Origin of the sequence: Bradyrhizobium sp. UNPF46, assembly GCF_006658625.1 — a bacterium.
GTDB lineage: Bacteria > Pseudomonadota > Alphaproteobacteria > Rhizobiales > Xanthobacteraceae > Bradyrhizobium > Bradyrhizobium nitroreducens.
Map to the genome: position 1 here is coordinate 1 of NZ_LFJB01000117.1, position 25,653 is coordinate 25,653.

Here is a 25,653-nt window from a genome sequence, read left to right on the forward strand (position 1 = left end):
CACTGTGCGAATCCTGCGTGACAAGAAGCTGCACAGCGGCATACAGGTGTAGCCAGGACATCCCGGCCTTCCCTGCGCAGTGGGTTTACGGCTTATGTCGTGCTCTCCCCGGGGAGCGTTGCACTATTGCCCCCGTCGCCTCGCGGATGGCTGATGCGCGTGCCCGGTTGAGCAAATCACATCACCACAAGACTTGGCGCACAGACCCCGGGCGCCAGGACCACACGATTTCGCCGTACGCCGATCACACCGGTCGTGTGCGCCAGGCGTTTCGCTCACGGTCGCCCGCCCTGCGAAATCCTTGGCGCCGATGTGACCCACGTCCACCGCCGCCCGGCCCGCGTTCGTGACGATCGCGATACGCCCCTCTTCGTTGGGCCGGGATGCCGCGACACATACGCTATTCCCGAATTTCGGTAAAGCGGAATATTTTTGGCGATGGGCATTGCCCCACCGCTCGCGTGTTTTGCCCGTCGGGCAACACAAGGTCTTGTGGATATCGTGCCCGGCCGCGGCGGCGTTTCTGCGGAGCGTTGATATGCGTGGGATTCCCGACGACAAGACCTCACCGTCGGGGAAGTCGCCAAGCTAAAGGCCGCGCGACCGCCGGCGTTCGCCTTGAACCAGGGCATGGACACACAATTCGGCTCGCAAAACGGAAGTGCCCGCCCCTGAGCGTCGACCGCTGCTTGTGACCCGAAGCGGACTTGGCCGTCTTGCCTTAGACCGCTAATGTTTTTTGAGGGTCACTTACGGAACTGCACGGCATGTCGCAAATGATGGATCAACTCGAACTTGTGGCACTCCATAGGAAAGGATCCGCCGACCCTGCAAAGCGCGAGAGACATACCTTCGATTTTGTCGTAAACGGCGTGTCCCTCTTCGAAGCCGCGCGCGCCTCTGCCCTCGATATGTGTGGGTGCATTTCGGACCCTCGTTTCGAGCCTGAGTTGGCTCGCCGCATGAACGCCAAGTCGGTGACTATGCTGACGTCCGACTTGGGCACGGGAGTTGGTCACCGAGCGGTGTTGTTTGGATGTCCCGAATGTGGCGACTTCGCGTGCGGAGCCATCACCGTCTTTGTATCTCGTGACGGAGATTTGGTGAGGTGGTCTGGCTTTGCGTACGAAAACGGATTCGAGCCACAGACCCCACGTACCGGCTTGGGTCCGTTTGCGTTTGATTGGGCCGCATATCTCGCGGCATTCTCCGGTGCGCCCCCCGGGTAAGTCAACTTATGGCCCATCGACCTCGGAGACCATCAACTCTTCGGCCAATGCCGGCGGTAAACCGGATATGCGGCGATCAATGAGCAGCGGCCTTACCGGATGATCGTGGTCAGCGACGAGTAGCGCCTGTTCGGCTTGGCCTCGCCCGCCGAGAACTGCGCGAAGGCATCGCTGACGCGCGCGGCCGGCGTGGTGCCGTCTGCGAAGCGGAATTCCTTGGGCCGCGGCGCATAGAAGCTGGCGCGGTAATAATTGTCGTCGAAGCGTACCTCGCCGACCCCGAACAACGCGTCGCAGGCGAACAGGAGCGCATAGACTCCCGCCATCGCGGCGACGACCTCCTTGAGAACAGACATTTTGATGCCCCAGCCTTTTGCAGGCAGGATGCATGACGGTTCCAAAGCCCCGGTTTACGACGCGCGGTTCTTGTCCGCAGGGTTTGCCGCCCCTGAAGCGATTGCAGACAATTTTATCGATCTCGAAAAGAGAGCCCGCCTGACCGGGTCAGGCGGGCCCAGGATTGGCCGCTCGGGAGGTTGTCAGACGGCCAGGTTCGTCAGTCGTGGTCGGCCTCCTTGCGATGGCCGCTCTCGCTGAGGCGGTCGACCCAGGCGATGCCGATCGCCGAGATGATGAAGGTCAGATGGATCAGCACCTGCCACATCACGCCGGTCTCGGTGAAATTGCTGCGGGTGGTGCCGAGATTGCCGGCCTCGATGAAGGTCCTGAGCAACGAGATCGAGGAGATGCCGATGATCGCCATCGCGAGCTTGATCTTGAGCACGCTGGCATTGACGTGGCTCAGCCATTCCGGCTCGTCGGGATGGCCGGTGAGGTTCAGCCGGGACACGAAGGTCTCGTAGCCGCCGACGATCACCATGATCAGGAGGTTCGAGATCATGACGACGTCGATCAGCCCGAGCACGACCAGCATGATCTGCTGCTCGCTGGCGTCGAACGAGTGCAAGACCAGATGCCAGAGCTCCTTCAGGAACAGCAGCACGTAGACGGCCTGCGCGACGATCAGGCCGATATAGAGCGGGAACTGCAGCCAGCGCGAGCCGAAGATGAGCTGGGCGAACAGGCCGAGGCGCGGCGGCACGGCCTGCGCCGAAGGTGCTTTGGGTTCGGACGTCATGAATTGCTCCGGATTGCCGAAAATGATCGCCTCAGAGACTCGCGATGACGGGTGCGAGCTCGAGCGAGCCCCGATAGATCATCTCGAAGGCGACGTAAATGATGATGGCGAGGCCGACATAGGCGATCCAGCGCTGTTTCTGCAGCACGCGGCCGAGCAGATCGGCGGCGACGCCCATCATCGCGACCGACAGCAACAGGCCGAAGGCGAGGATGTAGGGATGCTCGCGCGCGGCACCCGCGACCGCGAGCACGTTGTCGAGTGACATCGAGACGTCGGCCGCGACGATCTGCACCGCGGCCTGCCCGAAGGTCTTTCGCTGCGCCGGCGCAGCGTCGGCGCCGCCGCCATGACTGAACGCAAGCTGTCCCGCGTGCGACTGCTCGCGCAGCTCGCGCCACATCTTCCAGCACACCCAGAGCAGCAGCACGCCGCCGGCGAGCAAGAGGCCAATGACCTGCAGAAGCTGGGTCGCGACGCCGGCAAAGACGATGCGGAGTATCGTGGCGGCGGCGATGCCGACGATGATGGCGCGGCGGCGCTGCTCGGCGGGCAGGCCCGCCGCGGCGAGGCCGATGACGACGGCATTGTCGCCGGCGAGTACGAGGTCGATCAGGACGACTTGAAGCAGTGCAGTGAGTGCTTCGGGCGTGATGAATTCAATCATGATTGATCATTTTTCGGTGCAGACGGATCGAGCCATTGCGGCTTCTTCCGCTCGACCCAATCCAGCACCTTCGAGCGCGAGGAGCGCAGCGCAGGCACGTCCTCGGCAAGCAGCGCGAGACCGAGCGGCAGCATCCAGACGCCGAGAATCGGCAGGAAGGACAGCACGCCGCCGGCAACGAGCAGCGCGCCCGAGGGAATTCTGACCCAGCGGTTCGACGGTTTGAGCAGATAGGTGACGGTGTCACCCATGCGTGGCGGCAGCCGATCGACGAGCTTGTCGAGGCGCGGGTCACCGCCGGCCATCTCGCCGGCGGAACCTGCGGCCTCCTTGCGACGCTCGTTCGATGCTGCGCTCATGCTTACTCCTCTGTGGCCAATTGCGGCCTGGTGCGCTCCCTGCCCGACGTGACCGGCTTTGCACGCGGCAACACCAGCGTCAGCAAGCGCAACAATTTGATCGCCTGCACTTCATGGGGATGAACGTCTTCGTCGGCGGCGGCGACGCGCTCCGACAGTTCCATCAGATGTGATGACAGCGGCATGTCCGAGACCGGCCGCAGCGTGTCGATCACCACATTGGCGAAATCCGGCTCCTCCAGCCGTTCGGCGAGGGCGTCGAACATGGCAAACAGCCTCTCGTCCCCGAGATGCGGCGCCAATCCGCGATCCCTGATGAACCGGATCACCTCGTCGCGCTCGACCGGCGAGACCTGCCGGTCGGCCACGGCGACCAGCGCGCCGGCAATCACCAGCGCGGCCGCAGCCTGCCCGTTCAGGCTGGACGGCTCCGTGATCTCGATCTCGATGGGATTAGAATGCTTGGCGTCAGTCATCGTTGCTCCTCAATCTTGCGAAATGGCCGCACGGAGCTGCGATGGGGACGATGGAGTCGGAGAGAACATCGAGGGCCCGACGATCGGCCAATCCATCGCATTCGCGCGGGACAGGTCATCCGACATCGCGAGGTTTACCGACTTCGTCGGCGTCCTCGCCAGAGGGGCCCGGATTCTTGTTCGTGTCAGAGATAAAGGTGGGCTCGTCGGAATCAAGGCAGCGCGACTGCGACCAGCCGCCGCATCGGTTCCATTGTTGCCGGGGAACTGATCCGGCCTCGTGCGTGCGGCTCTGCGCTGCGCGCTCAGGCGCGCCGACCGTCGCCGGCCGGCTCGCAACGTCTAACAACCACTAACGGGCCAACCATCCGATTTGGATGCAGATTACCGTGCGGGCGCCCCGCCATGTCGGGCGGATATGCATCCACGATCGAGGAAACCGATGGCTCGTCTGCTCTCCCTCAATGTCGGCTTGCCGCGCGACGTCGCCTGGCAAGGCAGGACCGTCCGGACCGGAATCTGGAAGGCTCCCGTCACGGGCCCGCGCCGGGCTCGCCGGCTCAACATCGACGGCGACGGCCAGGGCGATACGGCGGGTCACGGCGGCGAGCAGCGCGCCGTCTTCGTCTACCAGGACGAATCCTATCGATATTGGCAGAAACATCTCGGCCGGTCGGACCTCGTTCATGGTCAATTCGGCGAGAACTTCACCGTCGAGGGTCTGGCCGACGCCGAGGTCTGCATCGGTGATCGCTACAGGATCGGCACCGCCCTGTTCGAGGTCACGCAGCCGCGCGTCACCTGCTACCGGCTCGGCATCCGCATGGACGAGCCTGACATGCCCGCGCTGCTCGTCAAGCACGGCCGGCCGGGCTTCTACTTCCGTGTCATCGAGGAGGGCGACGTCGAGGCCGGCGACGAGATCACGCAGGTCGAAAGCGGTGTTGAAGGCATGAGCGTAGCCGAGATCAATACGCTGCTTTACTTGCCCCCGCATCCGCGCGAACGCCTCGCGCGCGCGCTGAAGATTCCGGCGCTGAGCCGCGGCTGGAATCACTCCTTTGCAGCGCTGCTCGCGCAGACAGACAGCCCCACCGCGGGAAACGCCGGGCTCGGCCCAGCGGCTTCCCCGGCGCCGGCCTGGCGCGGCTTCCGCCCCTTCCGTGTGACGCGCAAGATCGCCGAAAGCGCCAGCGTGACCTCGCTGGTGCTCGAGCCCGCCGATGGACAGAAGTTGGCAGCCGCCCTGCCCGGTCAGTTCGTCGTCGTGCGGCTGGGGCCATCCGCGATGACGCGCAGCTATTCGCTGTCGGGCCGTACCGACGCGGCATCCTATCGCATCAGCATCAAGCGCGAGGCGCACGGCGCGGCCAGCATCTACGTCGCCGAGACGATCAAGGCCGGCGATATCGTGCCGCTCGGTGCGCCGCGCGGCAGTTTCACCCTCCACTCCGATACACGGCCCGTGGTGCTGCTGAGCGCGGGCATCGGCGTGACGCCGGTGCTCGCCATGCTGCACGCCCTCGCCGCGGAACGCACGACGCGGGAGGTCTGGTGGCTGCATGGCACACGCAACGGCCGCGAGCATCCGTTCGCGGCCGAGGCGCGCGGGCTTCTTGCAGGATTGGCTCACCATCACAGCCATGTCTGCTTCAGCGCACCCGATCCGGCCGACCGTGCAGGAGCCGACTTCGACAGCACAGGTCGTCTGGATCGACAGCGGCTGCAGATGCTCGACATTCCCAGGGACGGCGATTTCTATCTCTGCGGACCGACGGCCTTCATGAGCGATCTCACCACCGGCCTCGCCGCGCTGGGCGTCGGACCCGATCGCATCCACACCGAGCTGTTCGGCAGCAAGCCCTCGCTGACACCGGGTATCGCGGCCGCGCCGAAGACGACTCCGCATCAGCCGGCCGGAGCGCCGGGCCCGGGCCCGATGGTGTCTTTCACCCGCAGCGGCCTCAATGTCTGCTGGGGGCCCGCCTACGCCAACCTGCTCGAGCTCGCCGAGGCATGCGATGTCCCGGTGCGCTGGTCGTGCCGAACGGGGGTTTGCCACAACTGCGAGAGCGGGCTCGTGGCCGGAGAGGTCAGCTACGCGCCGGATCCGCTCGACCCGCCGGCTGAGGGAAATCTGCTGATCTGCTGCGCACGACCGCAAGGCGACGTCGTGATCGATCTCTAGGGATGAAATCGGCGCTGGACACAGGAGACTTCGATGCGAACTGACATCATGCCGGGCGTGACCTTCCCGGATTACGAACTCAGCGACCACACCGCAAAGCACCGCAAGCTCTCCGAGCTGCAGGGGGACGATCCCATGATCGTCGTGCTCGGCCGTGGCGGATTTTGCCCGAAGGATCGTCGCCAGACCGAAGGGCTGGTTCAGCTCCATCGCGAGATGGAGGTCGGCTATTGCCGGCTGGTCACGATCACCACCGACACCATCGCCGAGACCAATGAATATCGCAGCGGCGCCGGCGCGCACTGGCCGTTCCTCTCGGACCCCAGGCGGATCGTGCAGAAGGACCTCGACATCGCCGAATACACCGATCCCGTCCACAATCCCATGATCCCGCATGTCGTGGTGCTGGAGCCCCGCCTCGTCGTTCACAAGATCTACAACGGCTACTGGTTCTTCGGGCGTCCGACGGTCGAGGAATTGCGCCAGGACCTCAGGGCCGTCAGCATGAAGTGCCGCCCGGATTGGGACATCACCGCGCCCGGATTTAGGGCGCTCTGGGACCAGGGCCGCAAGGAGCATTTTTATCCCTACGGCAAGGCTTATCGCGAAACGCTCGGCGGCCGGGACTAGCGGGCAGCGGCCGGAATCTCATCGGGAACGCAGCCCGGGCAGGTTTGTTGGTGCCGTCAGGACATATCCCCGACAGGAACTCCCATGTGCCGCTGGATCGCATACCGGGGCGAGACGACGTCTTTCGAACCCTATGTCACCGAGCCCGAGCATTCGCTGATCGCGCAGAGCATCCGCTCGCTGCAATCGACGGCAGGCTCGAACGGCGACGGCTTCGGTCTCGGCTGGTACGGCGAGCATCCGGAGCCCGGCCTCTATCGCGAGACGCGCCCGGCATGGTCGGATGAAAATCTGCGCTATCTCTGCCGGCATCTGCGCTCGCATCTGTTCTTCGCCCATGTGCGCGCCGCGACCGGCACCGCGGTGACGCGGCAGAATTGCCATCCCTTTGCCTGCGGCCAATGGATGTTCATGCACAACGGCTTCGTCGGCAGTTGGAATCGGCTGCGGCGCAAGGTCGAGGCGCTGATTCCCGATGCGTTCTATCCGTCGCGGCTGGGCACGACCGATTCCGAAGCCGTGTTCCTCGCGATGATGGGGGCCGGCCTCGACGGCGACCCGCTTGGAGCGACGCAGCGCGTGCTGCAGGCCCTGGTCGGCCTCGTCAATGACGGCCGCTTGCGCGAACGGCTGCGCTTCACCAGCGCGATCGCCAACGGCAGGGATCTCTACGCCTTCCGCGTCGCGGTCAACGATGCCGCGAACACGCTCTACTTCCGGGAGGACGGCGGCCAGGTCATCGTCGTGTCCGAACCCTTCGACAAGGAAACCGATTGGACCGAGGTGCCGCCAAACCACGCGCTGATCGCACGCGCGTCCGAAAGCGTGAAGATTGTTCCGTTCGACGCGACAATTTGCAGTAGCGCCGACCGGGAACCCACCCCTACCCGGAGGATTAGTGCCCGCAGGTGATCTTTGCCGGGTGGGATATGACATTTGCTTCGGACGTTTTGAAACTGCTTCGCCTGGATTCCTCGGGTGACAAACAGCATCTCGTGATTCGCTCCGCCGGCGGCGGCGGCAAGGCCGCTGAATATTCCTTCGGCATCGAGGAGGAATACTTCCTGGCCGATCGGCGGACGTTCGACGTTGCGATCGAGACGCCCAACGCGCTGTTCGAATCGGCGAACTGGTCCACCGGCGGCCAGGCCATGCGCGAGATGCTGCAATCCCAGCTCGAGGTCGCCACCAACGTTCACGTCGACGTCAACGACGCCCGCGAGGAGCTTCGCTTCCTGCGCCGCGAGGTTGCGAACGTCGCCGCGCAATATGGTTTCGTGATCATGGCCTGCGGCACGCACCCGACGGCGGTCTGGCGCATGTCGCAGCCGAGCCCGAAGCCGCGCTATGAGGAGATGATCGAGGACCTACGCAGCATCGGCCACCGCAACATGATGTGCGGCATGCACGTGCATGTGCAGTTGCCCGATCCCGAGAAGCGCATGGCGGTGATGCGGGCGATGCTGCCGCGCCTGCCGCTGTTCATCGCGCTGTCGGCCTCCTCCCCGTTCTGGAACTCGCACAAGACCGGACTGAAGGGCTACCGCCTCGCCGCCTATTCCGAGCTGCCGCGCACCGGCCTGCCCGAACTGTTCGAGAGCCGGCAGGACTACGACGAATATATCGGCGCGCTGCAGCGCTCGGGCGTCGTTCCCGACGAGAGCCACATCTGGTGGGCGATGCGGCCCTCGATGCGGCACCCGACGCTCGAACTCCGCGCGCCCGACACCTGTACCTTCGTCGACGATGCCGTCGCCATCGCCTCGCTCTATCGCTGCCTGACGCGGCACCTCTATCTGCGGCCTCATCTGTCGAAGGAGGTGACGGTGGTCGAACGCGCGATTGCGGTCGAGAACAAATGGCGCGCCCAGCGCTACGGCACCGATTGCATCTTTGCCTCCAAGGACGGGCCGGTCACGATCTCCGAGATGCTGTCCCGAATCGTAGACGACATCGCCGAGGACGCGGACGCTCTCGGCTGCACCGCCGAGATCGAGCATTGCCGCACCATCGTGGACCGCGGCAGCTCGGCCGAATTCCAGCTTCGCGCCTATCGCGAGAACGGCGACGACATCGCAGCAGTGTCACGATGGATCGCTACATCGACGTTATCGGGGACGAATACCCCCATCGGGCAAGGCGCGCCAACGCCGTCATAGTGCCCGCGCAAGCTTCACGAACGAGAACGTCATCTCTGAATTTGGTCCGTCCCAGAGGAATGCATGACTGACATCGCCTGGTGCGCCGGTTGCGGCCACAGCCTGGTCCCGATCCTGTCCGAAAACGGCCGCGCGCGGCCGAGCTGCTTCTGGTGCGAAGGCATCGACGCGCGGGCCAGGGAGATGGCAAAGTGGGCGGACAGTCCGGCCGGCAAGCCGGATCGGGCCGCGCCTCACGCCTTTGATTGAGCCCCCATCTCAAGCCCCTTGGCGTCAAACCCCTTGGCGTCAAACCCGCGCCACCACGCGCGGACGGAATACGGACTCGGCGGTCGGCGCAGGCGCTGCGGCGGGTTTTCGCGTCGGCCGGCGCCGCGGGATGAAGAAGCTGCTCACGATGATCGGCTCATGATCGCCGAGCGCGATCCGCTCCTTCGCGAGCAGGCTCATGACCGAACGCATCTTCATGACCTCCTGCGCCACGAAGCTGCAGTTCTCATCGCGATTGATCTGCTCATGCATGATCGCCTCGGCTTCGCGCATGCTGACGCGGAGCGCTCTGATGGTTCTGCGAATTTCGTTGATGCGGTTGTCCATGGCTGCCTCCATCTCGGTCGCAGCATAAGAACAAAACATGAACAATCTGTCAATCGCCGCCTGCCCGGCCGCGAAATGATCTCCGGGCGCAGGGGCGACATCGCACCGATCCCGCCAACGCTGCTGCACGCGCCCTGGCGAGGCTTGCTGACAAATTAGACAGGTCCCCGTCGCTCCGGCGGAAGCAGGCCTCCTGGCACAGCGTCTGACGATCAGAACGAACCGTCGATCTAACGTCCCGTGCAACCTCCGGATTTTTCCCGCACCGGCGCGTTCGCATCGCGATGCCGGGCCCGCCTGCTGCTTCGCGAACCAACTGGCCCGGAATTCGCAATGACGTCGTCAGCGAAGCAACGGCGCAGAGCGGAGAACGTCATGAACGTGCATGCTGCGGGCGATCTCAAGACAACCGGCCTCACCCATCCGAGCGGCGCGCCGCTCCGCCTCAACACGCAGGACTTCGTTGCCATCGACCGCGACCGGAATGCGAAGTACGAGGCGACCTATCGTCCGCAAGCGCTCTACAATCGCGCCAACGAAGGCTTTCACGCCAACAATGAAACCTTCCTGCTTCACGAGGTCGCCACCAACCTGCCGATCTACCGCCCCGACACCGGTCCCACCGACTTCCATCTGCATCTGCCGCCCGGCGGCTTCCAGCTCGTGCTGGTCACCTCGGGTGCCTTCACCTTCGACTATGACGGGCGCTTCTACAATGTCGGCCCCGGCGCGGTGATGCTGCAAAGCGCGATCGTGCACCGCCAGCTGTTCTACACCTGGTCTGGCCTGTCGACCGAAGAGAATTTGAAGACGCCGCAGACGGTGGTGCCCGATCCGATCTCGATGGGCTATTCCGGCAAATTCCTCGAAGCCTTCATCACCGATCCCACCACCTTTCCGAATCCGACCATCGTCGGTCCCGATCAGATCGACGAAGCCGAGACGCCGCGCGTGGCCTGGAGCCATCCGCTGCACGATCGCCCGGCCAATGCCGGCTTCTGGCTGCAGGATCCGCTGGCCCTGGATGCATTGTTCAAGCCGCTGAGCGACGGCTCGATCAAATCGGCGCTGCCGGTTTACGTGCGCGACATCGGCATCGAAGCACCGAGCGGCCAGCTCGTCACCGGCCACATCATCGCAACCGACCCGCGCGGCGGGTCGCTGCTGCCGAAGAGCACGTCGGCGTCCGTGGATGCCACCTCGTTCGCCAAGGGCGAGGTCGTGATCTATCGCGTCATTCGCGGCACGGCCGAATTCAAGAACAAGGCGGGCGAGACCTTCGAGCTCGCGGCCGGCGACGTCGTGACTGCAGGCAAGAGCTCGATCAGTCTCGTTGCGGTCGGCGAGAACACGCAGGTGCTCCGGCTCGGTCTCCTCAAGGGCATGAACGATCTTCGCAGCTGGACGCCGACGCAGCGCGACGAGATCGACGGCCTCGCCGGCCAGATCATCACGCACAGGGATGTGCGCCCGCTGCGCACCGAAGGCAGGCCGGTTGGATATCTCTACGCTTAGGAGACGCCCTACTCCGCCGCCTGGCGCACGTGGCGCGCGGTCGGCGTGCGCATGGTGACGAGCTCCTCGGCCGCGGTCGGATGCAGCGCGATGGTGGCGTCGAAATCGGCCTTGGTCGCCTTCATCTTCACCGCAATCGCGACGGCTTGCGTGATCTCGGCCGCGGCGTCGCCGACGATGTGGCAGCCCAGCACGCGATCGGTCGAACCGTCCACGACCAGCTTCATCAGCACGCGGGTGTCGCGGCCCGACATCGTCGCCTTGATCGGGCGAAAGGTCGTCTTGTAGATGTCGACGTGGCTGAACTGCGCCCGCGCCTCGGTCTCCGTCAGGCCGACGGTTCCCACTTCAGGCTGCGAGAACACCGCGGTCGGGATGTTGGAATGATCGACCTGCACCTCGCGCTTGCCGAACACGGTGTCGGCGAAGGCATGGCCCTCGCGGATCGCGACCGGCGTCAGGTTGAAGCGATGGGTGACGTCGCCGATCGCATAGATGCTGTCGACCGAGCTCTTGGAGAAATGGTCGACCGCGATGCCGCCATTCTTCGGGTTGATGGCGACGCCGGCGTTCTCGAGGCCAAGGTTGGCGACGGCCGGGTGGCGGCCGATCGCGAACATCACCTGGTCGGAGGCGAGGCTCGATCCGTTCGACAGATGCGTGGTGAACTCATCGCCATGGCGATCGACCTTCGCCACCGTGCAGCCGGTGAGGATGGTGATGCCCTGCTTCTCCATCTCGGCACGAACGTGGGTCCGGACATCCTCGTCGAAACCGCGAAGAATGTTGTCGCCGCGATAGATCACGGTGACGTCGGAGCCGAAGCCGGCGAAGATGCCGGCGAATTCCAGCGCGATGTAGCCGCCGCCCTGGATCACGATCCGCTTCGGCAGCTTCTTCAGATGAAACGCTTCGTTGGAGGAGATCACGTGCTCGATGCCGGGGATCGGGGCGCCGTGATTGGGCGCGCCGCCGGTCGCGATCAGGATGTATTTCGCCGTGATCTTCTTGTCGTCCGCAAGCAGGCGGACGGTGTGCTTGTCCTCGATCACCGCGCGGCTCTTGACGATCTGCGCGCCCGACTTCTCGACATTGGCGGTGTAGGCCGCCTCCAGCCGCGCGATCTCCTTGTCCTTGTTGGCGATCAGCGTCGGCCAGTCGAAGCTGGCGGGCGGAACGGTCCAGCCGAAGCCGGCGGCGTCCTCGAGCTCGTGACGGAAATGCGAGCCGATCACGAACAGCTTCTTCGGCACGCAGCCGCGGATCACGCAGGTGCCGCCCATGCGGTACTCTTCCGCGATCATCACGCGGGCGCCGTAACCGGCCGCGATACGGGCGGCACGCACGCCGCCCGAGCCACCACCGATCACGAAGAGGTCGACGTCGAATTCAGCCATTGTCCACTCCGACCTCTTTCAGGGATGTCTGACCAGATAGGTACTGTCAGATTTCCTTGCCACGCTTGCGCATCTCGGCGCGGAAGGCCCCCATCACGGTCTCGGAGAAGTTCTGGGCCCAGGAGTTCATGAAAGCCATGCTGAGGCCGATGGCGCGCGGCTCGGCGTCGATCAGCTTCTTGCCGAGCGGCGACTTGTAGAAGGTGACGAGGTCCTTCAGCTCCTGCTCGGTGAACTCGCTGGCGTAGATCTGCGCCATGCCGTCGCCAATCTCGTTCTGGCGGCCGTTGAGCTGCTGGGCGACGACCTGGGCGACCTCGTTGAGGTCCTTCTGGTAGTTCAGGTTCTGCTGGATCAGCGCGATCTTGGTCTTCTCGACGAGGCCGGGCACGGCGCCCTGATACATCGCGGTGGCGTTCTTGATCTGCAGGATCTCCTTGGCCGCCGCAACTGCCGCGGGCGAGGCTTTCGGCTGCGCGGGCGCCGCTGCGGCCTTGGGCTGGGCCGGAGCCGGCTGCTGCGCCACGGCCGGGACGGCCAATCCTGCAGCAAGAACCACGGCCGGCAAGAACTTCAATACGATCTTCATTCCTAGTCTCCTTTCGGCTTGCGCCGTTCAATCACGCGAATTCCCTCAGCCCCCGCCAGAACGGCGGAGCTGGCCAAGCCGATGAACAGCCCGTGCTCGACCACGCCTGGAATGGCGCTCAACGCCTTGGCGAGGCTGGCAGGATCCTCGATCCGTCCGAGCTGGGCATCGACGATCCAGTGGCCGCCGTCGGTGACGAAAACGTGGCCGTCCTTGCCCTTGCGGACCGCCATTTGCCCGGAAACGCCGCATTCGGCAAATGCCTTCTCGATCGCCCGGCGCGTCGCGCCGAGGCCGAACGGGATGACCTCGACCGGCAACGGAAACTTGCCGAGCGTCGGCACCCATTTGGTGTCATCGGCAATCACGATCATGCGATCGGAAGCCGCCGCCACGATCTTCTCGCGCAGCAACGCGCCGCCGCCGCCCTTGATCAGGTTGAGCGCGGAATCGATCTCGTCGGCGCCGTCGACGGTGATGTCGAGATGGTCGACCTCATCGAGCGTGGTCAGGGGCACGCCGCAGTGCTCCGCGTCCGCGCGGGTCTGCTCGGAGGTCGGCACGCCGATCACCTTCAATCCGGCGGCGACGCGCTCGCCGAGCAGCTCGACGAAGTGCTTGGCGGTCGAGCCGGTCCCGAGCCCAAGCTGCATGCCGTCCCGCACCTCTTCGAGCGCGCGCGCCGCAGCCTGCCGCTTCAACTGGTCCATATTCACGTTTGCGCCCGCCTCTGAAGTCTCGAACCTGCCGGCCGATCCCGGCCCGCTTTCGGCGGCCTATGTAGCCTCGTTTTCCGCGCGGGAACAGGCCTATAAGGTGAACTTATGGGCCCGCCCCTTGCGTGGACACGACCGGGCCGGTAGCGCTTGGATCATGACCTCCGCTCACACCATTGTCTTCGATCTCGACGGCACGCTCGTGGACACGGCGCCCGACCTGATCACCGCGCTGAACTATGTGCTCGACCGCGAAGGGCTGCCGCCCGTGCCGATGGCCTCGGCCCGCAACATGATCGGCGCCGGCGCCCGCAAGCTGATCGAGCGAGGGCTGGAAGCGGAGGGCCGCGCCGTCACCCCCGCCGACATGGACCGAATGACCGCGGACTTCATCGCCTACTATGCCGACCATATCGCGGTCGAATCCCGTCCCTTCGAGGGGCTCGAGGCCGCGCTCGACCATTTTTCTGAGCAGGGCCATCGGCTCGCGGTCTGCACCAACAAGCTGGAATGGCTGTCGAAGCGCCTGCTGGACCAGCTCGACCTCAGCCGCCGCTTCGCGGCGATCTGCGGCGCGGACACTTTTGGGGTCCAAAAACCAGATCCGACCATCTTCCGTGAAACCGTGGCGCGCGCCGGCGGAGCGGTCAAAGCCAGCATCATGGTCGGCGATGCCGGAACCGACGTCGGGGTGGCCCGCCGCGCCGGGGTCCCGGTGATCGGGGTCAGCTTCGGCTATACGGACGTGCCGATTGCCGAGCTGAAGCCGGACCGGCTGATCCATCACATGCGCGACTTGCCGGCCGCGGCCTCCAGCCTGATGTCGCCATAGCACCATCAAGCCACTGAAATTGCGTTACTATTCTGCGGCAACCCGCGTTAACCACTCGCTAAGCATGCGCTGTGCGCCGGTTGCCTGCCTGCAACGACGCTCCTAAGGTCCGCACGGGGTTGTGGCGGTTCGTCGCAGTTTGAGTGGATGGGGTCATGCGTCGTGTCATCGCGGTTGCGTTAGCGGGAGCGGGTCTGCTGGGAGCGGCGGGCCTTGGCGGCTGCTCCTCGATGTCCTGGGACATGTTCAAATCGGCCCCGCCGCCCCTCCAGGTCCGACTCGAATCCAATCCTCCGGGCGCGGACGCCACCACCTCGGTAGGCCCGGGCTGCAAGACCCCCTGCTCCGTCTCGGTTCCCGCCCCCGATGCTCCCTTCACGGTCACCTTCGCGCTGCCCAAGTATCAACCGGCGAGCGTCCCGGTGAACGTGATCAAGAATCCCGGGGATTTCACCACACCGGCCTCGGTGACATCAGACCCGAATCCGGTGTTTGCGGAACTCCAGCCGGCCACCCCGCCGAAACCGGTTCGCAAGCCGCACCGGCCCAGGAAGCCCAAACCGGCCGCGTCCGCGCCTGTCGCAGCACCGGTTGAGACCGCGCCGGCCGCAGCCTCGCCGTTCCCCGACCCGAACGCAGGCCGGCGCTGATCTACGTATACCACCCGATTGTCCTCGCCGCGTCCGATGCTTAGATTGCGTGCCCAAGCACCGCTGAAGCCAAGGTGCTCCCGTCGCCGTAAGTGACAAGGCCTTTTCCATGAACGGATCCACCGCGCTGTCGACCCCGATGACCGATCCGTTCGGCCGGACCATCAGCTATCTGCGCGTCTCCGTCACCGACCGCTGCGACCTGCGCTGCTTCTACTGCATGTCGGAAGACATGACGTTCCTGCCCAAGGCGAATCTGTTGACGCTGGAGGAACTCGACCGGCTCTGCTCGGCCTTCATCGCCAAGGGCGTCAGGAAGCTGCGCCTCACAGGCGGCGAGCCGCTGGTCCGGCGCAACGTGATGACGCTGGTGCGGTCGTTGTCGCGGCATCTGTCGAGCGGCGCCCTGAACGAGCTGACGCTGACCACCAACGGAACCCAGCTGGCGAAGCACGCCGCCGAGCTCGCCGATTGCGGCGTCCGCCGCATCAATGTCTCGCTCGACACGCTCGATCCCCAGAAGTTTCGCGAGATCACCCGCTGGGGCGAGATCGACAAGGTGCTGGAAGGCATCGAGGCCGCGCGCGCCGCAGGACTCGCCGTGAAGATCAACGCAGTGGCGCTGAAGAACCTCAACGAGGACGAGCTTCCCGAACTGATGCGCTGGGCCCACGGAAAAGGCATGGGCCTGACACTGATCGAGGTCATGCCGATGGGCGAGATCGGGTCGGGACGGATCGACCAGTATCTGCCGCTGTCGCTGCTGCGCGCGCGCCTCGCCCAGCAATTCACGCTGACGGATCTGGCCGAGAGCACGGGCGGGCCGGCCCGCTATGTCAGCGTCGCCGAGACCGGCGGCAAGCTCGGCTTCATCACCCCGATGACGCACAATTTCTGTGAATCCTGCAACCGGGTTCGCATCACCTGCACCGGGACGCTGCACACCTGCCTCGGCCATGAGGATGCCTCGGACTTGCGCAAACCTCTGCGTGCATCCGACGACGACACGCTGCTTGCGGATGCGATCGACCGCGCCATCGGCCTGAAGCCCAAGGGCCACGATTTCATCATCGACCGCCGCCACGACCGTCCCAGCGTCAGCAGGCACATGAGCGTCACCGGCGGCTGACGCCCATCGGGGCGCGGCCTTATTCCCCTTAACTATCAACAAACTTCCGATTGACTGGCGGCACGCCCGCTGGTTTGGTGCGGCAGCCTCATGCCTGCGCGGCGAGACAAGCCACGCGCCAGTTCGGCGCAGTCAATGCGGCCGGGGCACACAATCGGGGGAGGACCTAGCGTTGCAAGCGCTCTTGAAGCTGAGCCAAGGGATTGACGCGTTCACGCGCTGGACGGGCAAACGCCTGGCGTGGCTGATCATGGCCGCCGTCGTCATCTCGGCGGTCAATGCGATCATCCGCAAGACCTTCGACACGTCGTCGAATTCGTGGCTCGAGCTGCAATGGGTGCTGTTCAGCATCGTGTTCCTGCTTTGCTCGCCCTGGACGCTGCTCGACAACGAGCACATCCGCATCGACATCGTGAACAACGCGCTGCCGAAGACGGTGCGCAACCTGATCGACGTGGTCGGTCACCTGTTCTTCCTCATTCCGCTGTGCATCGTCATGATCGTCACAGGCGTGCCGTTCTTCCAGCGCTCGATGCAGATCAACGAGCAGTCCGGCAATGCCGGCGGCCTGCCGCAATGGCCCGCCAAGTCCCTCATCATGATCGGGTTCGCCTTGCTGCTGGTTCAGGGCATCTCCGAATTGATCAAGCGGATTGCGGTGATGCGCGGATTGATACCCGACCCGCATGAATCCCAGGTCTCGGCGCTGGAGGCGGAAGTCGAGCATCTCGTCGAAGCGATTGAGAAGAAATAGCCGTTGGCGACGGTTTAGGGGGAACTATGACCGCTTTTATCATCGCCAATATGGCGCCCATCATGTTCGCGTCGCTGGTCGTCGTGCTGCTGCTCGGCTATCCCGCGGCATTCTCGCTCGGCGCCGTCGGCCTGTTCTACGCCATCATCGGCGTCGAGCTCGGCCAATTCCACCCGGACTTCCTGCAGGCTCTCCCCGAGCGCGTCTACGGCGTGATGAACAACGACACGCTGCTCGCCATCCCCTTCTTCACCTTCATGGGACTGGTGCTGGAGCGGTCGGGCATGGCCGAGGACCTGCTGGACACCATCGGCCAGCTGTTCGGCACCATCCGCGGCGGCCTTGCCTATGCCGTGATCTTCGTCGGCGCGCTGCTCGCCGCGACGACGGGCGTGGTCGCCGCCTCCGTGATCTCGATGGGCCTGATCTCGCTGCCGATCATGCTGCGCTACGGCTATGACCGCCGCGTCGCGGCCGGCGTCATCGCCGCGTCGGGTACGCTCGCGCAGATCATTCCGCCCTCCCTCGTTCTGATCGTGATGGCCGACCAGCTCGGCAAGTCCGTCGGCGACATGTACGAGGGCGCCTTCATCCCCGGCCTCGTGCTCGCCGGCCTCTACGCCGGCTACGCCTTTCTCGTCAGCCTGATCTTCCCGAAGGCGACGCCGGGCCTGCCGAAGGAGGCCATCGGCTTCCGCGAGGAGAGTGGCGACCGCGGCCTCCGCTCTCTCGGCGTGCTGTTCCTGGCGAGCTGCGTGTTCGGCTGGTTCATGATGCGCAATTCCGAGACGCATGGCGCCGACTATGTCGTGCTCAGCATGTTCTACGGCATCATCTTCGCGTTCGCCGTCGCCGTGCTGAACTGGGTGATCGACAAGTTCACCGGCTTCCGCTTCCTCTCGAAGATGGCGCAACAGACCACCTTCGTGATGGTGCCGCCGCTGTTCCTGATCTTCCTGGTGCTCGGAACGATCTTCATCGGCATCGCCACACCGACCGAAGGCGGCGCGATGGGTGCCGCCGGCGCCCTCATCCTCGGTGCTGCGAAGCGACGCCTGAGCTGGGATCTGATCCGGCAGGCCACGGAATCCACCGCCAAGCTGTCGGCTTTCGTCGTGTTCATCCTGGTCGGCGCCCGCGTGTTCTCGCTCACCTTCTACGGCGTCAACGGGCACGTCTGGGTCGAGCACCTGCTCACCTCCCTGCCCGGCGGCCAGGTCGGCTTCCTGATCTTCGTCAACGTCTTCGTGTTCGTGCTGGCCTTCTTCCTCGACTTCTTCGAGCTGGCCTTCATCGTGATCCCGCTGCTCGGGCCTGCCGCGGAGCATCTCGGCATCGACCTGATCTGGTTCGGCGTCATCCTCGGCGTCAACATGCAGACCTCGTTCATGCATCCGCCGTTCGGCTTCGCGCTGTTCTATCTCCGGTCGGTCGCACCGAAGGAGCGCTACACCGATCGCGTCACCGGCAAGCGGATGGACCCCGTCACCACCGGCCAGATCTATTGGGGCGCGGTGCCATTCGTCGTCATCCAGGTCATCATGGTCGCGCTGGTGATCGCGTTCCCCTCGATGGTGATGCACTACAAGGGCGTGCAGTCCAACATCGATCCCAACACGATCAAGATCGAGGTGCCGCAGATCGAGCTGCCGCCGCTGGATCTCGGCCCGCCGTCGAAGTAGCGGCGGAGCGCCCCTCGCCGTCGTGCTTCGCTCAAGCGGCGCATGACGCGCGATGGCGCGCGTGACAAGCACCGGAAACGGAGGCATACCGGGCCACCCTCAGCCCATGGATGGCCGTTCATGCCCCGATTGCACCCTGCTCCCTCGGTCCTTGGCCCGTTGCTCGCCTCGCTCTGGCTGACATGTGCCGCGACGATGGTGCGGGCCGAGCCGATCGCCGACGTCCACGCGCTGGCGCAAAAGGAGCAGCAGCCGCTGCTCGACACGCTGCGCGATCTCGTCAACATCGAATCCGGCAGCAAGGACATCGACGGCCTGAACCAGATCGCCGAGCGCGTCGCCGGTCAGCTCAAGCAGCTCGGCGGCACCGTGGAGATCCTGCAGCCCACCGACATCACGCGTCTCGACGATACGCCGGAGAGGATTGGGCCGGCCGTGCATGCCGTGTTCAAGGGCACGGGAACCAAGAAGATCATGCTGATCGCCCATATGGACACGGTGTACCTGAAGGGCATGCTGAAGGACCAGCCGTTCCGCATCGACAGCGACAAGGCCTACGGGCTCGGTATTGCCGACGACAAGCAGGGTGTCGCGCTCATCCTCCACACCGTGGCCCTGCTGCAGAAGCTGGCTTTCAGGGATTACGGCACGCTGACGGTGCTCACGAACGGCGACGAGGAGATCTCCTCCCCCGGCTGGCGCAGCACCATCACCAAATTCGCATCGGACCAGGACGCGGTGTTCTCCTTCGAAGGCGGCGGCACCGACGGCACGCTGCGCCTCGCCACCAGCGGCATCGGCTCGGCCTATCTCACGGTGCAGGGCAAGTCTTCTCATGCAGGCGCGAGGCCCGAAGGCGGCGTGAATGCGCTGTACGAGCTCTCGCACCAAATTCTGCAGATGAAGGACCTGTCCAAGCCCGAGCAGGGCCTGAAGCTGAACTGGACGGTCTCCAAGGCCGGCACCAACCGCAACGTGATCCCCGCCGAGGCCAGCGCCCAGGCCGATGCGCGTGCGCTCAAAGTGTCCGACTTCGACGAGCTGGAGAAGGCGCTGCAGGACAAGATCAAGAATCGCCTGCTGCCGAACTCCAAGGTCGACTTGAAGTTCGAGGTGCGTCGCCCGCCGCTCGAAGCCAGCGAGGCCTCGCGCCAGGTCGCGGCCCACGGCAAGACGATTTACCAGGAGATCGGAATGCCCCTCAAGGTCGACGAGAGAGCGACCGGTGGCGGCACCGACGCCGCATTCGCCGCGCTCAAGGCCAGGGGAGCCGTGGTGGAAGGCATGGGCCTGTCGGGATTCGGCGCGCACTCCAACGAAGCCGAATATGTTCAGATCAACAGCATCGTGCCGCGGCTCTATCTGGCGACGCGCATGATCATGGACCTGTCCACCGGCAAGCTGAAATAGCCTGATACGTGGACATCGCATGCACGTTTCCAATAATATTGCCCCATTATAAGTGGGGCCCATATGAGATCATTGCTTTTCCTGACCGTTGTCCTTGTCATTCACGCATCCCCGGCCCGCTCGGAGGAATCGGAAGCCGAGCGCCTTGTTCATCGCGAAGGCCGGGCTCTCTTCGACGAAGGGCACGACGCCTACAAAGCCGGTGACTACAAGGCAGCGTTGAGGAAATTCCAGCAGTCGAGGATCAGGTACGCGTCGCTTCGATTGCCCGATGACATTGAGAAATGCGACCGCGCCATTCGCGCTGCCGCTTGCATGGACCGCATCGACGAAAAGAATCTCAATCAGCTCAAGGAGCTGATCGGCGAGCAGACGGACAAGCCGCCGAGATCCAACGATCCCTATGTCGGGGCGTGTCTGCCTTTTCCTGATCTGTCAAAACGGGTGAAGGCGAACATTGCGGTGCTCGAGGGGCAGCGGTGAAGCGAGCGAAGCTGCAGCCTGCATGAATTGAGAGATCGACCACCCCGCCACGACCGCCTCCTGGCTCGACCTTCTCCGCCGTCCTCCCTTCCTCCTGCCCCCGGGAGAGGATGTCGTGTCAGTGCCCGGCGATGTCCGTGTCGACCTTCACCTCGTCCGCCAGCCGAAACTGCAGCGTGAACTCGGCCCCGCCTTCCGGAAGATTCACCACCGCGATCGTCGCGGCATGGTCGTCTGCCACTGCGCGCACGATGGAAAGCCCCAGGCCCGCGCCGTCGCTGCGCTGGCGGTCGGCGCGCCAGAAGCGCTGGAAGATCAGCTCGCGCTCGGCCTCCGCAATGCCCGGGCCACAATCGCGCACCCGCACCGAGCCGTCCTCGCGAACCTCGACGTCGACCGACGTATCTCGCGCGGTGAACTTGATGGCGTTTTCGGCGAGGTTGAAGATCGCGCGCTGGAGCATCTCCGCATTGCCGTGGATCGTGACCGGCGCGTCGGTGCCCTTGAGCGCGATGTCCTTGTGCTGGCTGATCGCGAACGGAGCGATCGAGCCGACCACCTCGGCGCAGACGGCGCGCAGATCCGCGCTCTCGCCGGGGTCGAGCACGAGGGTGTCGAGCTCGGCGATCTCCAGGAGCTGGGCGACGATGCGGCTCATGGCTTCGATGTCGGCATGCAGCGCCTGCCGCGCCGCGCGATCGTCAAGCGTCTCGATTCGCGTCCGCAGGATCGCGAGCGGCGTGCGCAGCTGGTGCGCGGCATCCGCCGTGAACTGCCGCTGCACCCGAAAGCCGCCCTCGAGGCGGTCGAGCGCCTGGTTGACGGCAGTGACAAGCGGCAGGATCTCGCGTGGGATCTGCTCCGTCGGCAGGCGGATGTCGGTGCGCGCCGGACCGATGTTGCTGGCCTTCTCGGAGGCCCTCCACAGCGGCGCGATCGCGCGGCGAAAGATGATGATGTCGGTGGCGAGCAGAACCAGGAGGATCGGGATCGTGATCCATCCCACGCGCCGGAAGAAGTTCGAGACGATGTCGTCGATGATGACATCCCGGTGTGCGAGGTCCTCGGCGACCTGGATGCGCACCGTCTTGCCGTCGATGTCGCGGGTAACCGTCGCGCCGGAAATGCTGTCCGACGAACGCGGCGCGGCGGCGGCGGCGCGCCGGTGCGAGGAGAACAGCAGGCGGCCGTCGGCATCGCGAATGTCGTACTGATAGCGGCCGTAGGCATCCGAATAGAGGCCCTTGAGGCTGTCGGGCAGATTGAACGTCAACTGGCCGTCCGGCTGCACGATGATGCGCTCCGCCAGCACTTCGGCCTGGGCGCGCATGGCATCGCGATGCAGCTGGTCGATCTCCGAATTGAGCAGCCAGAACAGCACCAGCGGCAGGAAGATCGCGACCACCGCGACCGCCAGGATGTGCAGGAACACGATGCGCCAGATCAGCGATTTGAAGGTCGGCGACCTGCCATAGGACCCGGCATTGGATCCGACCCTGGTCACGCTATTTCTCCACGTCCATGAGATAGCCGACGCCGCGGATGGTGTGGATCACGACCTTGGCGCCGTGCTCGGCGAGCTGCTTGCGCAGCCTGGAGACATAGACCTCGACCGCGTTGGAGGCGACCTCGCCGTCGAGGCCGAAGATGTGGTCCTCGACGTTCTTCTTCGGCACCACCCGGCCCTGCCGGCGCAGCAGGATCTCGAGCACCGAGGTCTCGCGCGCGGAGATGATCCGCGGCTGGTCGTCGACGAAGATCTGGCGGCTCTCGGTGTCGTAGACGAGGTTGGCGAGGCTGAGCGAGCGGCCGAGCAGCTGGCCGGGCCGGCGCAGGATCGCCTCCAGCCGCGCCACCAGCTCCTCCATCGCGAACGGCTTGGCGAGATAATCGTCGGCGCCGCTGCGCAGGCCGCTGACGCGGTCCTGCAGGCCGCCGCGCGCGGTCAGCACCAGCACGGGAAGCGGCTCCATCTTGAGGCGCAGCTCGCGCAGCACCGACAGACCGTCGCCGTCGGGCAGCCCGAGGTCGAGGATCATCGCGGCATAGCTGACGCTGCTCACCGCCTCGCGTGCCTCTGCCGCGCTGCCCACGATGTCGCTCTGGTAGCCGGCCGCCGCCAGCCCGGCCGCAACGAGCCGCGACAGCTCGGCATTGTCCTCGACGATCAGAAGGCGCATTGCGGTCCTGCGGGATAGCCAGATCAGCGCACGGCTCGCGCCGCATTCGCGTTGTCTTCCATCATTCGACCGGTTTCAGCCAGCAAAAAGGCAGGTCTTGCCTGCTTTTTCATACCTTGTCAGATTCGTGTAAGCTTTGCGCGCCGGCTTGTTGATCGGAACACCGCCGCTCGATCAGGAACGAGCTGCCGGCCGCGGCGGCAAACATGCACGCCACCGCGAGGATACTCATAGGCAGCGAGATCAGGCCATGCTCGTAAGCGTTGATGGCGGCGGATCCAAATGTCAGCCAACATCCCGTCATGATGAAGCTCGCGGCGGCTTGCAGGACCGCGCACCGCGTGACCGGCTCCTCATTCAAGAACTTCAGCAACAGTGGCCCGGCCATCAATGCAAGCGTGAAGGCCCATGCATAGATCAGCGTCGGAATGTGAAACAGATCGATCAGACCCGGGGACAAGGCAGGCACCCTCAAATATCCCGGGTTTGACGTCCTCCGCCGGAATGAGGTTCAAGGGCGATTGCGCCGCAGCAGAAGGGACTTCTTCAGCTCCGCCCCTCGAAATAGGTGCACAGCTGGCTCGTCTCCGTCGGGGCGATCGATTTCCGAAAGAGCCGGCACTTGAAATGACGGTCCTTGCCCTCTCCGTTCTCGACCAGGAACACACATTGATTGCAAACGTCGGTGTGATGACGGCGCTCGGCAACATCCAGCCCGACGAGGACGCGGCGAAGCGTATCGCGTAGCCGAGATCGATCGGAGCCTTCGAGTGCCACGATCTGGTCTCGCAGGGCATTGATCGGATCTTGCTTGAGGAACTTCTCGCCTTCAGCCGTGAGACATAGCGTGATCGAGCGCTTGTCGTCCGCAGATGGCTTGCGGACCACCAATCCCTTTTCCTGAAGCGCGGCGGTAATCTGAGATGCGCCGCCGCGCGTGGTCCCCAGAAAGCCGGCGAGAGCCGTCGGGGTCCGCGAAAGTCTGTTCGCGAGAGCAAGAAAGCGCAAGGCCATCCATTCGCGATCGCTCAGGTCCGAACGCGTGCCTTCGAAGAGCCAAGTACCGGCCGATTGCACGAGGAGTTGTACGATTTCAGTTGCCATGCTCATTGATAGATACCGACCGGAAACGGCTTTTCGACATCTCGATCGAGGATCAAGATGTCGCCGCATTCGATGAAACGCTGAACTTGGTCGGGACTGGTTGAGTCCGGTATATCGTACCGTGAAGTCCGGATGGCGCAGAAATACGCCGAAGGCCGCGACTCCAGCCCGATTGCAGGCTCCCGATAGCCCGCCCCTTTCGCGAAAGGAACACCGCAAAACTACGCATCGTGTTCACGGCAAGGTTACGAGCGTCCAACTTCGGCCGCGCGGGCGACGAATCCTATTTCGGATTATTCGACGATCGCGTCCGGCCCCTGTTTTGCCCGACGAGTCAAAGCGTTCCGACTCCGCCCGAGCTGCTGCACCGCTGATTTTCTTACGACCTATCAACCCGTTGGCTACTGTGCATGGGGTTGTTTTTCGAATTTTGAGTTGGGGCTCCCTTGGACGAACGAGAAAAGGCCCCGGAGCCTTCGCTCCGGGGCGCTGCACCGATCGGTGATGCGTGATCAGCTCTGCGAGCGCCGCGCCATGAAGATGTCGTAGCCGACCTCGGCGACCTGGAACCAGGCGTAGCCGTCGCCCGTGAACTTGGCGAGCGAGTCGTGCACCTTCTTGAAGTTGGGGTTGGTCGCAGCGACTTCGGCGTGCAGCTCCTTGGCGGCCTTGTAGCAGGCATCCATGATCGCCGGCGAGAAGGCGTGCAGCTTGGCGCCGCCCGCCAGCAGCTTCTTCAGCGCCAGCGGATTGGCGGTGTCGTAGCGCGCCATCATGTAGTTGTTGGCGTAGTGGCCGGCCTGCTCCAGCACGCTCTGGTAATATTTCGGCAGCGCGTTCCACTTGTCGAGGTTGACGAAGGCCAGCAGCATCGGCCCGCCTTCCCACCAGCCGGGATAGTAGTAGTGCGGCGCGATCTTGTAGAAGCCGAGCTTCTCGTCGTCATAGGGGCCGACCCATTCGGCGGCGTCGATGGTGCCCTTTTCCAGCGCGGGATAGATGTCGCCGCCGGCGAGCTGCTGCGGCACGACACCGAGCTTCTGGAGCACACGGCCGGCGAAGCCGCCGATGCGGAATTTCATGCCGCTGAGATCCTCGGGCGTGTTGACCTCTTTCCTGAACCAGCCGCCCATCTGACAACCGGTGTTGCCTGCGAGCAGCGAGACGACGTTGTAGCCCTTGTAGAACTCGTTGAGCACTTCGCGCCCGCCGCCCTGCATGTACCAGGCCTGGTTGATGCGCATGTTCGGGCCGAACGGCACGGCCGATCCGAAGGTGAAGGTCGGATCCTTGCCGAAATAATAGTAGGACGCGGTGTGGCCGATTTCGCAGGTGCCGTTCTGCACGGCGTCGAGCACCTGAAGGCCCGGCACGATCTCGCCTGCCGCGAAGATCTGGATCTGGAATTTGTTGTCGGTCGCCTCCGCGACCATCTTGCACATCATCTCGGCGCCGCCAAACAGCGTGTCGAGCGATTTCGGCCAGCTCGTCGGCATGCGCCATTTGATTTCCGGCATCGATTGCGCGATCGCGGGAGCCGCGAGCGTGGCCGCGCCGGCCGCGCCAAGTCCTGTGACCTTGATGAAGTCTCTTCTCTTCATGATTTCCTGCCCTGATGTATCAGTGATTGTGAGCCTTCTTTCCGAGGCTTGGGACCAGCATGGCGCAAGCGGCGACCTAATTCCATCGCGATCGCACTGCGGCAAAGAAAAAGCCCGGCCTCCACGGAGGCCGGGCTTTCCGGTCTTGCGACTTTAGGATGAGGCGAT

At 64.4% G+C, this 25,653-nt stretch carries 27 protein-coding genes; 13 read left to right on the forward strand and 14 right to left on the reverse strand.

Features of this window, described 5'->3' with window-relative positions; all coding sequences use genetic code 11:
- Nucleotides 1–1,321: 1,321 nt before the first annotated feature.
- The 5 genes from UNPF46_RS35775 to UNPF46_RS35795 form a co-directional block, all read right to left on the reverse strand.
- On the reverse strand, nt 1,322–1,585 hold the full coding sequence (locus tag UNPF46_RS35775; RefSeq protein WP_142253173.1) for a hypothetical protein: 264 nt from the start codon (nt 1,583–1,585) through the stop codon (nt 1,322–1,324).
- Nucleotides 1,586–1,785: 200 nt separating this feature from the next.
- Nucleotides 1,786–2,367, reverse strand: a complete 582-nt coding sequence (locus UNPF46_RS35780; RefSeq protein WP_142253174.1) for a TIGR00645 family protein — start codon at nt 2,365–2,367, stop codon at nt 1,786–1,788.
- Between the two features lie 31 nt (nt 2,368–2,398).
- Nucleotides 2,399–3,034 carry a TerC family protein gene (locus UNPF46_RS35785; RefSeq protein WP_100179959.1) on the reverse strand — a complete coding sequence of 212 codons (636 nt, stop codon included), beginning with the start codon at nt 3,032–3,034 and terminating at the stop codon, nt 2,399–2,401.
- Nucleotides 3,031–3,393 carry a hypothetical protein gene (locus UNPF46_RS35790; protein ID WP_100179958.1) on the reverse strand — a complete coding sequence of 121 codons (363 nt, stop codon included), beginning with the start codon at nt 3,391–3,393 and terminating at the stop codon, nt 3,031–3,033. The genes UNPF46_RS35785 and UNPF46_RS35790 overlap by 4 nt, the downstream gene beginning before the upstream one ends.
- Nucleotides 3,394–3,395: 2 nt before the next feature.
- The gene (locus UNPF46_RS35795; RefSeq protein WP_142253175.1) at nt 3,396–3,869 is read right to left on the reverse strand and encodes a tellurite resistance TerB family protein; all 474 of its coding nucleotides are present in this window, start codon (nt 3,867–3,869) and stop codon (nt 3,396–3,398) included.
- A gap of 442 nt (nt 3,870–4,311) precedes the next feature.
- Here UNPF46_RS35795 and UNPF46_RS35800 point away from each other — a divergent pair, with 442 nt between their 5' ends.
- The 5 genes from UNPF46_RS35800 (at nt 4,312) to UNPF46_RS35820 (ending at nt 9,095) form a co-directional block, all read left to right on the forward strand.
- Nucleotides 4,312–6,057 (forward strand): MOSC and FAD-binding oxidoreductase domain-containing protein, encoded by a 1,746-nt coding sequence (locus UNPF46_RS35800; RefSeq protein ID WP_142253176.1) that lies wholly within the window; start codon nt 4,312–4,314, stop codon nt 6,055–6,057.
- A 33-nt stretch (nt 6,058–6,090) separates the two neighbouring features.
- Nucleotides 6,091–6,687 carry a redoxin domain-containing protein gene (locus UNPF46_RS35805; protein ID WP_142253177.1) on the forward strand — a complete coding sequence of 199 codons (597 nt, stop codon included), beginning with the start codon at nt 6,091–6,093 and terminating at the stop codon, nt 6,685–6,687.
- An 84-nt stretch (nt 6,688–6,771) separates the two neighbouring features.
- A complete protein-coding gene (locus UNPF46_RS35810) occupies nt 6,772–7,599 on the forward strand; it encodes a class II glutamine amidotransferase (RefSeq protein WP_142253178.1) in 828 nt (275 codons plus the stop codon).
- Nucleotides 7,600–7,616: 17 nt separating this feature from the next.
- Complete coding sequence (locus UNPF46_RS35815; RefSeq protein WP_142253179.1) at nt 7,617–8,846, forward strand: carboxylate-amine ligase; 1,230 nt, start codon at nt 7,617–7,619, stop codon at nt 8,844–8,846.
- Between the two features lie 63 nt (nt 8,847–8,909).
- The gene (locus UNPF46_RS35820) at nt 8,910–9,095 is read left to right on the forward strand and encodes a hypothetical protein (RefSeq protein WP_142253180.1); all 186 of its coding nucleotides are present in this window, start codon (nt 8,910–8,912) and stop codon (nt 9,093–9,095) included.
- 39 nt (nt 9,096–9,134) lie between these two features.
- On the opposite strand, the gene UNPF46_RS38080 is transcribed toward UNPF46_RS35820, so the two are convergent.
- Complete coding sequence (locus tag UNPF46_RS38080; protein WP_246668810.1) at nt 9,135–9,443, reverse strand: hypothetical protein; 309 nt, start codon at nt 9,441–9,443, stop codon at nt 9,135–9,137.
- A gap of 375 nt (nt 9,444–9,818) precedes the next feature.
- On the opposite strand from UNPF46_RS38080, the gene UNPF46_RS35830 reads away from it, so the two are divergent.
- Complete coding sequence (locus tag UNPF46_RS35830; protein WP_142253181.1) at nt 9,819–10,958, forward strand: glucuronate isomerase; 1,140 nt, start codon at nt 9,819–9,821, stop codon at nt 10,956–10,958.
- A gap of 8 nt (nt 10,959–10,966) precedes the next feature.
- On the opposite strand, the gene gor is transcribed toward UNPF46_RS35830, so the two are convergent.
- The 3 genes from gor to rpiA are packed head-to-tail and all read right to left on the reverse strand — an operon-like array spanning nt 10,967 to nt 13,660.
- A complete protein-coding gene (gene gor / locus UNPF46_RS35835) occupies nt 10,967–12,355 on the reverse strand; it encodes a glutathione-disulfide reductase (RefSeq protein WP_100179950.1) in 1,389 nt (462 codons plus the stop codon).
- 46 nt (nt 12,356–12,401) lie between these two features.
- Nucleotides 12,402–12,944 (reverse strand): DUF2059 domain-containing protein, encoded by a 543-nt coding sequence (locus UNPF46_RS35840; protein ID WP_100179949.1) that lies wholly within the window; start codon nt 12,942–12,944, stop codon nt 12,402–12,404.
- A gap of 2 nt (nt 12,945–12,946) precedes the next feature.
- Nucleotides 12,947–13,660 (reverse strand): ribose-5-phosphate isomerase RpiA, encoded by a 714-nt coding sequence (gene rpiA, locus UNPF46_RS35845; protein ID WP_142253182.1) that lies wholly within the window; start codon nt 13,658–13,660, stop codon nt 12,947–12,949.
- A gap of 157 nt (nt 13,661–13,817) precedes the next feature.
- Between rpiA and UNPF46_RS35850 the strand changes: the two genes are divergently transcribed.
- From UNPF46_RS35850 to UNPF46_RS35880, 7 genes are all read left to right on the forward strand, one after another.
- Nucleotides 13,818–14,492 carry an HAD-IA family hydrolase gene (locus tag UNPF46_RS35850; RefSeq protein ID WP_100179947.1) on the forward strand — a complete coding sequence of 225 codons (675 nt, stop codon included), beginning with the start codon at nt 13,818–13,820 and terminating at the stop codon, nt 14,490–14,492.
- Nucleotides 14,493–14,647: 155 nt separating this feature from the next.
- Nucleotides 14,648–15,142, forward strand: coding sequence for a hypothetical protein (locus UNPF46_RS35855; protein ID WP_100179946.1), 495 nt, complete (start codon nt 14,648–14,650; stop codon nt 15,140–15,142).
- Nucleotides 15,143–15,251: 109 nt separating this feature from the next.
- Nucleotides 15,252–16,271, forward strand: a complete 1,020-nt coding sequence (moaA, locus tag UNPF46_RS35860; protein WP_142253183.1) for a GTP 3',8-cyclase MoaA — start codon at nt 15,252–15,254, stop codon at nt 16,269–16,271.
- A 172-nt stretch (nt 16,272–16,443) separates the two neighbouring features.
- Nucleotides 16,444–17,025 (forward strand): TRAP transporter small permease subunit, encoded by a 582-nt coding sequence (locus UNPF46_RS35865; RefSeq protein ID WP_100179944.1) that lies wholly within the window; start codon nt 16,444–16,446, stop codon nt 17,023–17,025.
- Between the two features lie 26 nt (nt 17,026–17,051).
- A complete protein-coding gene (locus UNPF46_RS35870) occupies nt 17,052–18,707 on the forward strand; it encodes a TRAP transporter large permease (protein ID WP_142253184.1) in 1,656 nt (551 codons plus the stop codon).
- A 120-nt stretch (nt 18,708–18,827) separates the two neighbouring features.
- The gene (locus UNPF46_RS35875) at nt 18,828–20,117 is read left to right on the forward strand and encodes a M20/M25/M40 family metallo-hydrolase (RefSeq protein WP_142253185.1); all 1,290 of its coding nucleotides are present in this window, start codon (nt 18,828–18,830) and stop codon (nt 20,115–20,117) included.
- A 72-nt stretch (nt 20,118–20,189) separates the two neighbouring features.
- Complete coding sequence (locus tag UNPF46_RS35880; protein WP_142253186.1) at nt 20,190–20,600, forward strand: tudor domain-containing protein; 411 nt, start codon at nt 20,190–20,192, stop codon at nt 20,598–20,600.
- Nucleotides 20,601–20,718: 118 nt separating this feature from the next.
- Here UNPF46_RS35880 and UNPF46_RS35885 read toward each other — a convergent pair whose 3' ends face one another.
- The 5 genes from UNPF46_RS35885 to UNPF46_RS35905 all read right to left on the reverse strand — a co-directional run bounded on the left by UNPF46_RS35885 (nt 20,719) and on the right by UNPF46_RS35905 (nt 25,485).
- Nucleotides 20,719–22,104, reverse strand: a complete 1,386-nt coding sequence (locus UNPF46_RS35885; protein WP_142253187.1) for a sensor histidine kinase — start codon at nt 22,102–22,104, stop codon at nt 20,719–20,721.
- 1 nt (nt 22,105) lies between these two features.
- Complete coding sequence (locus UNPF46_RS35890) at nt 22,106–22,780, reverse strand: response regulator (protein ID WP_097659014.1); 675 nt, start codon at nt 22,778–22,780, stop codon at nt 22,106–22,108.
- A gap of 109 nt (nt 22,781–22,889) precedes the next feature.
- Nucleotides 22,890–23,249 carry a hypothetical protein gene (locus UNPF46_RS35895; RefSeq protein WP_246668811.1) on the reverse strand — a complete coding sequence of 120 codons (360 nt, stop codon included), beginning with the start codon at nt 23,247–23,249 and terminating at the stop codon, nt 22,890–22,892.
- A gap of 77 nt (nt 23,250–23,326) precedes the next feature.
- A complete protein-coding gene (locus tag UNPF46_RS35900; protein WP_100179939.1) occupies nt 23,327–23,890 on the reverse strand; it encodes a MarR family winged helix-turn-helix transcriptional regulator in 564 nt (187 codons plus the stop codon).
- A gap of 506 nt (nt 23,891–24,396) precedes the next feature.
- Complete coding sequence (locus tag UNPF46_RS35905) at nt 24,397–25,485, reverse strand: TRAP transporter substrate-binding protein (protein WP_100179938.1); 1,089 nt, start codon at nt 25,483–25,485, stop codon at nt 24,397–24,399.
- Nucleotides 25,486–25,653: the final 168 nt, after the last annotated feature.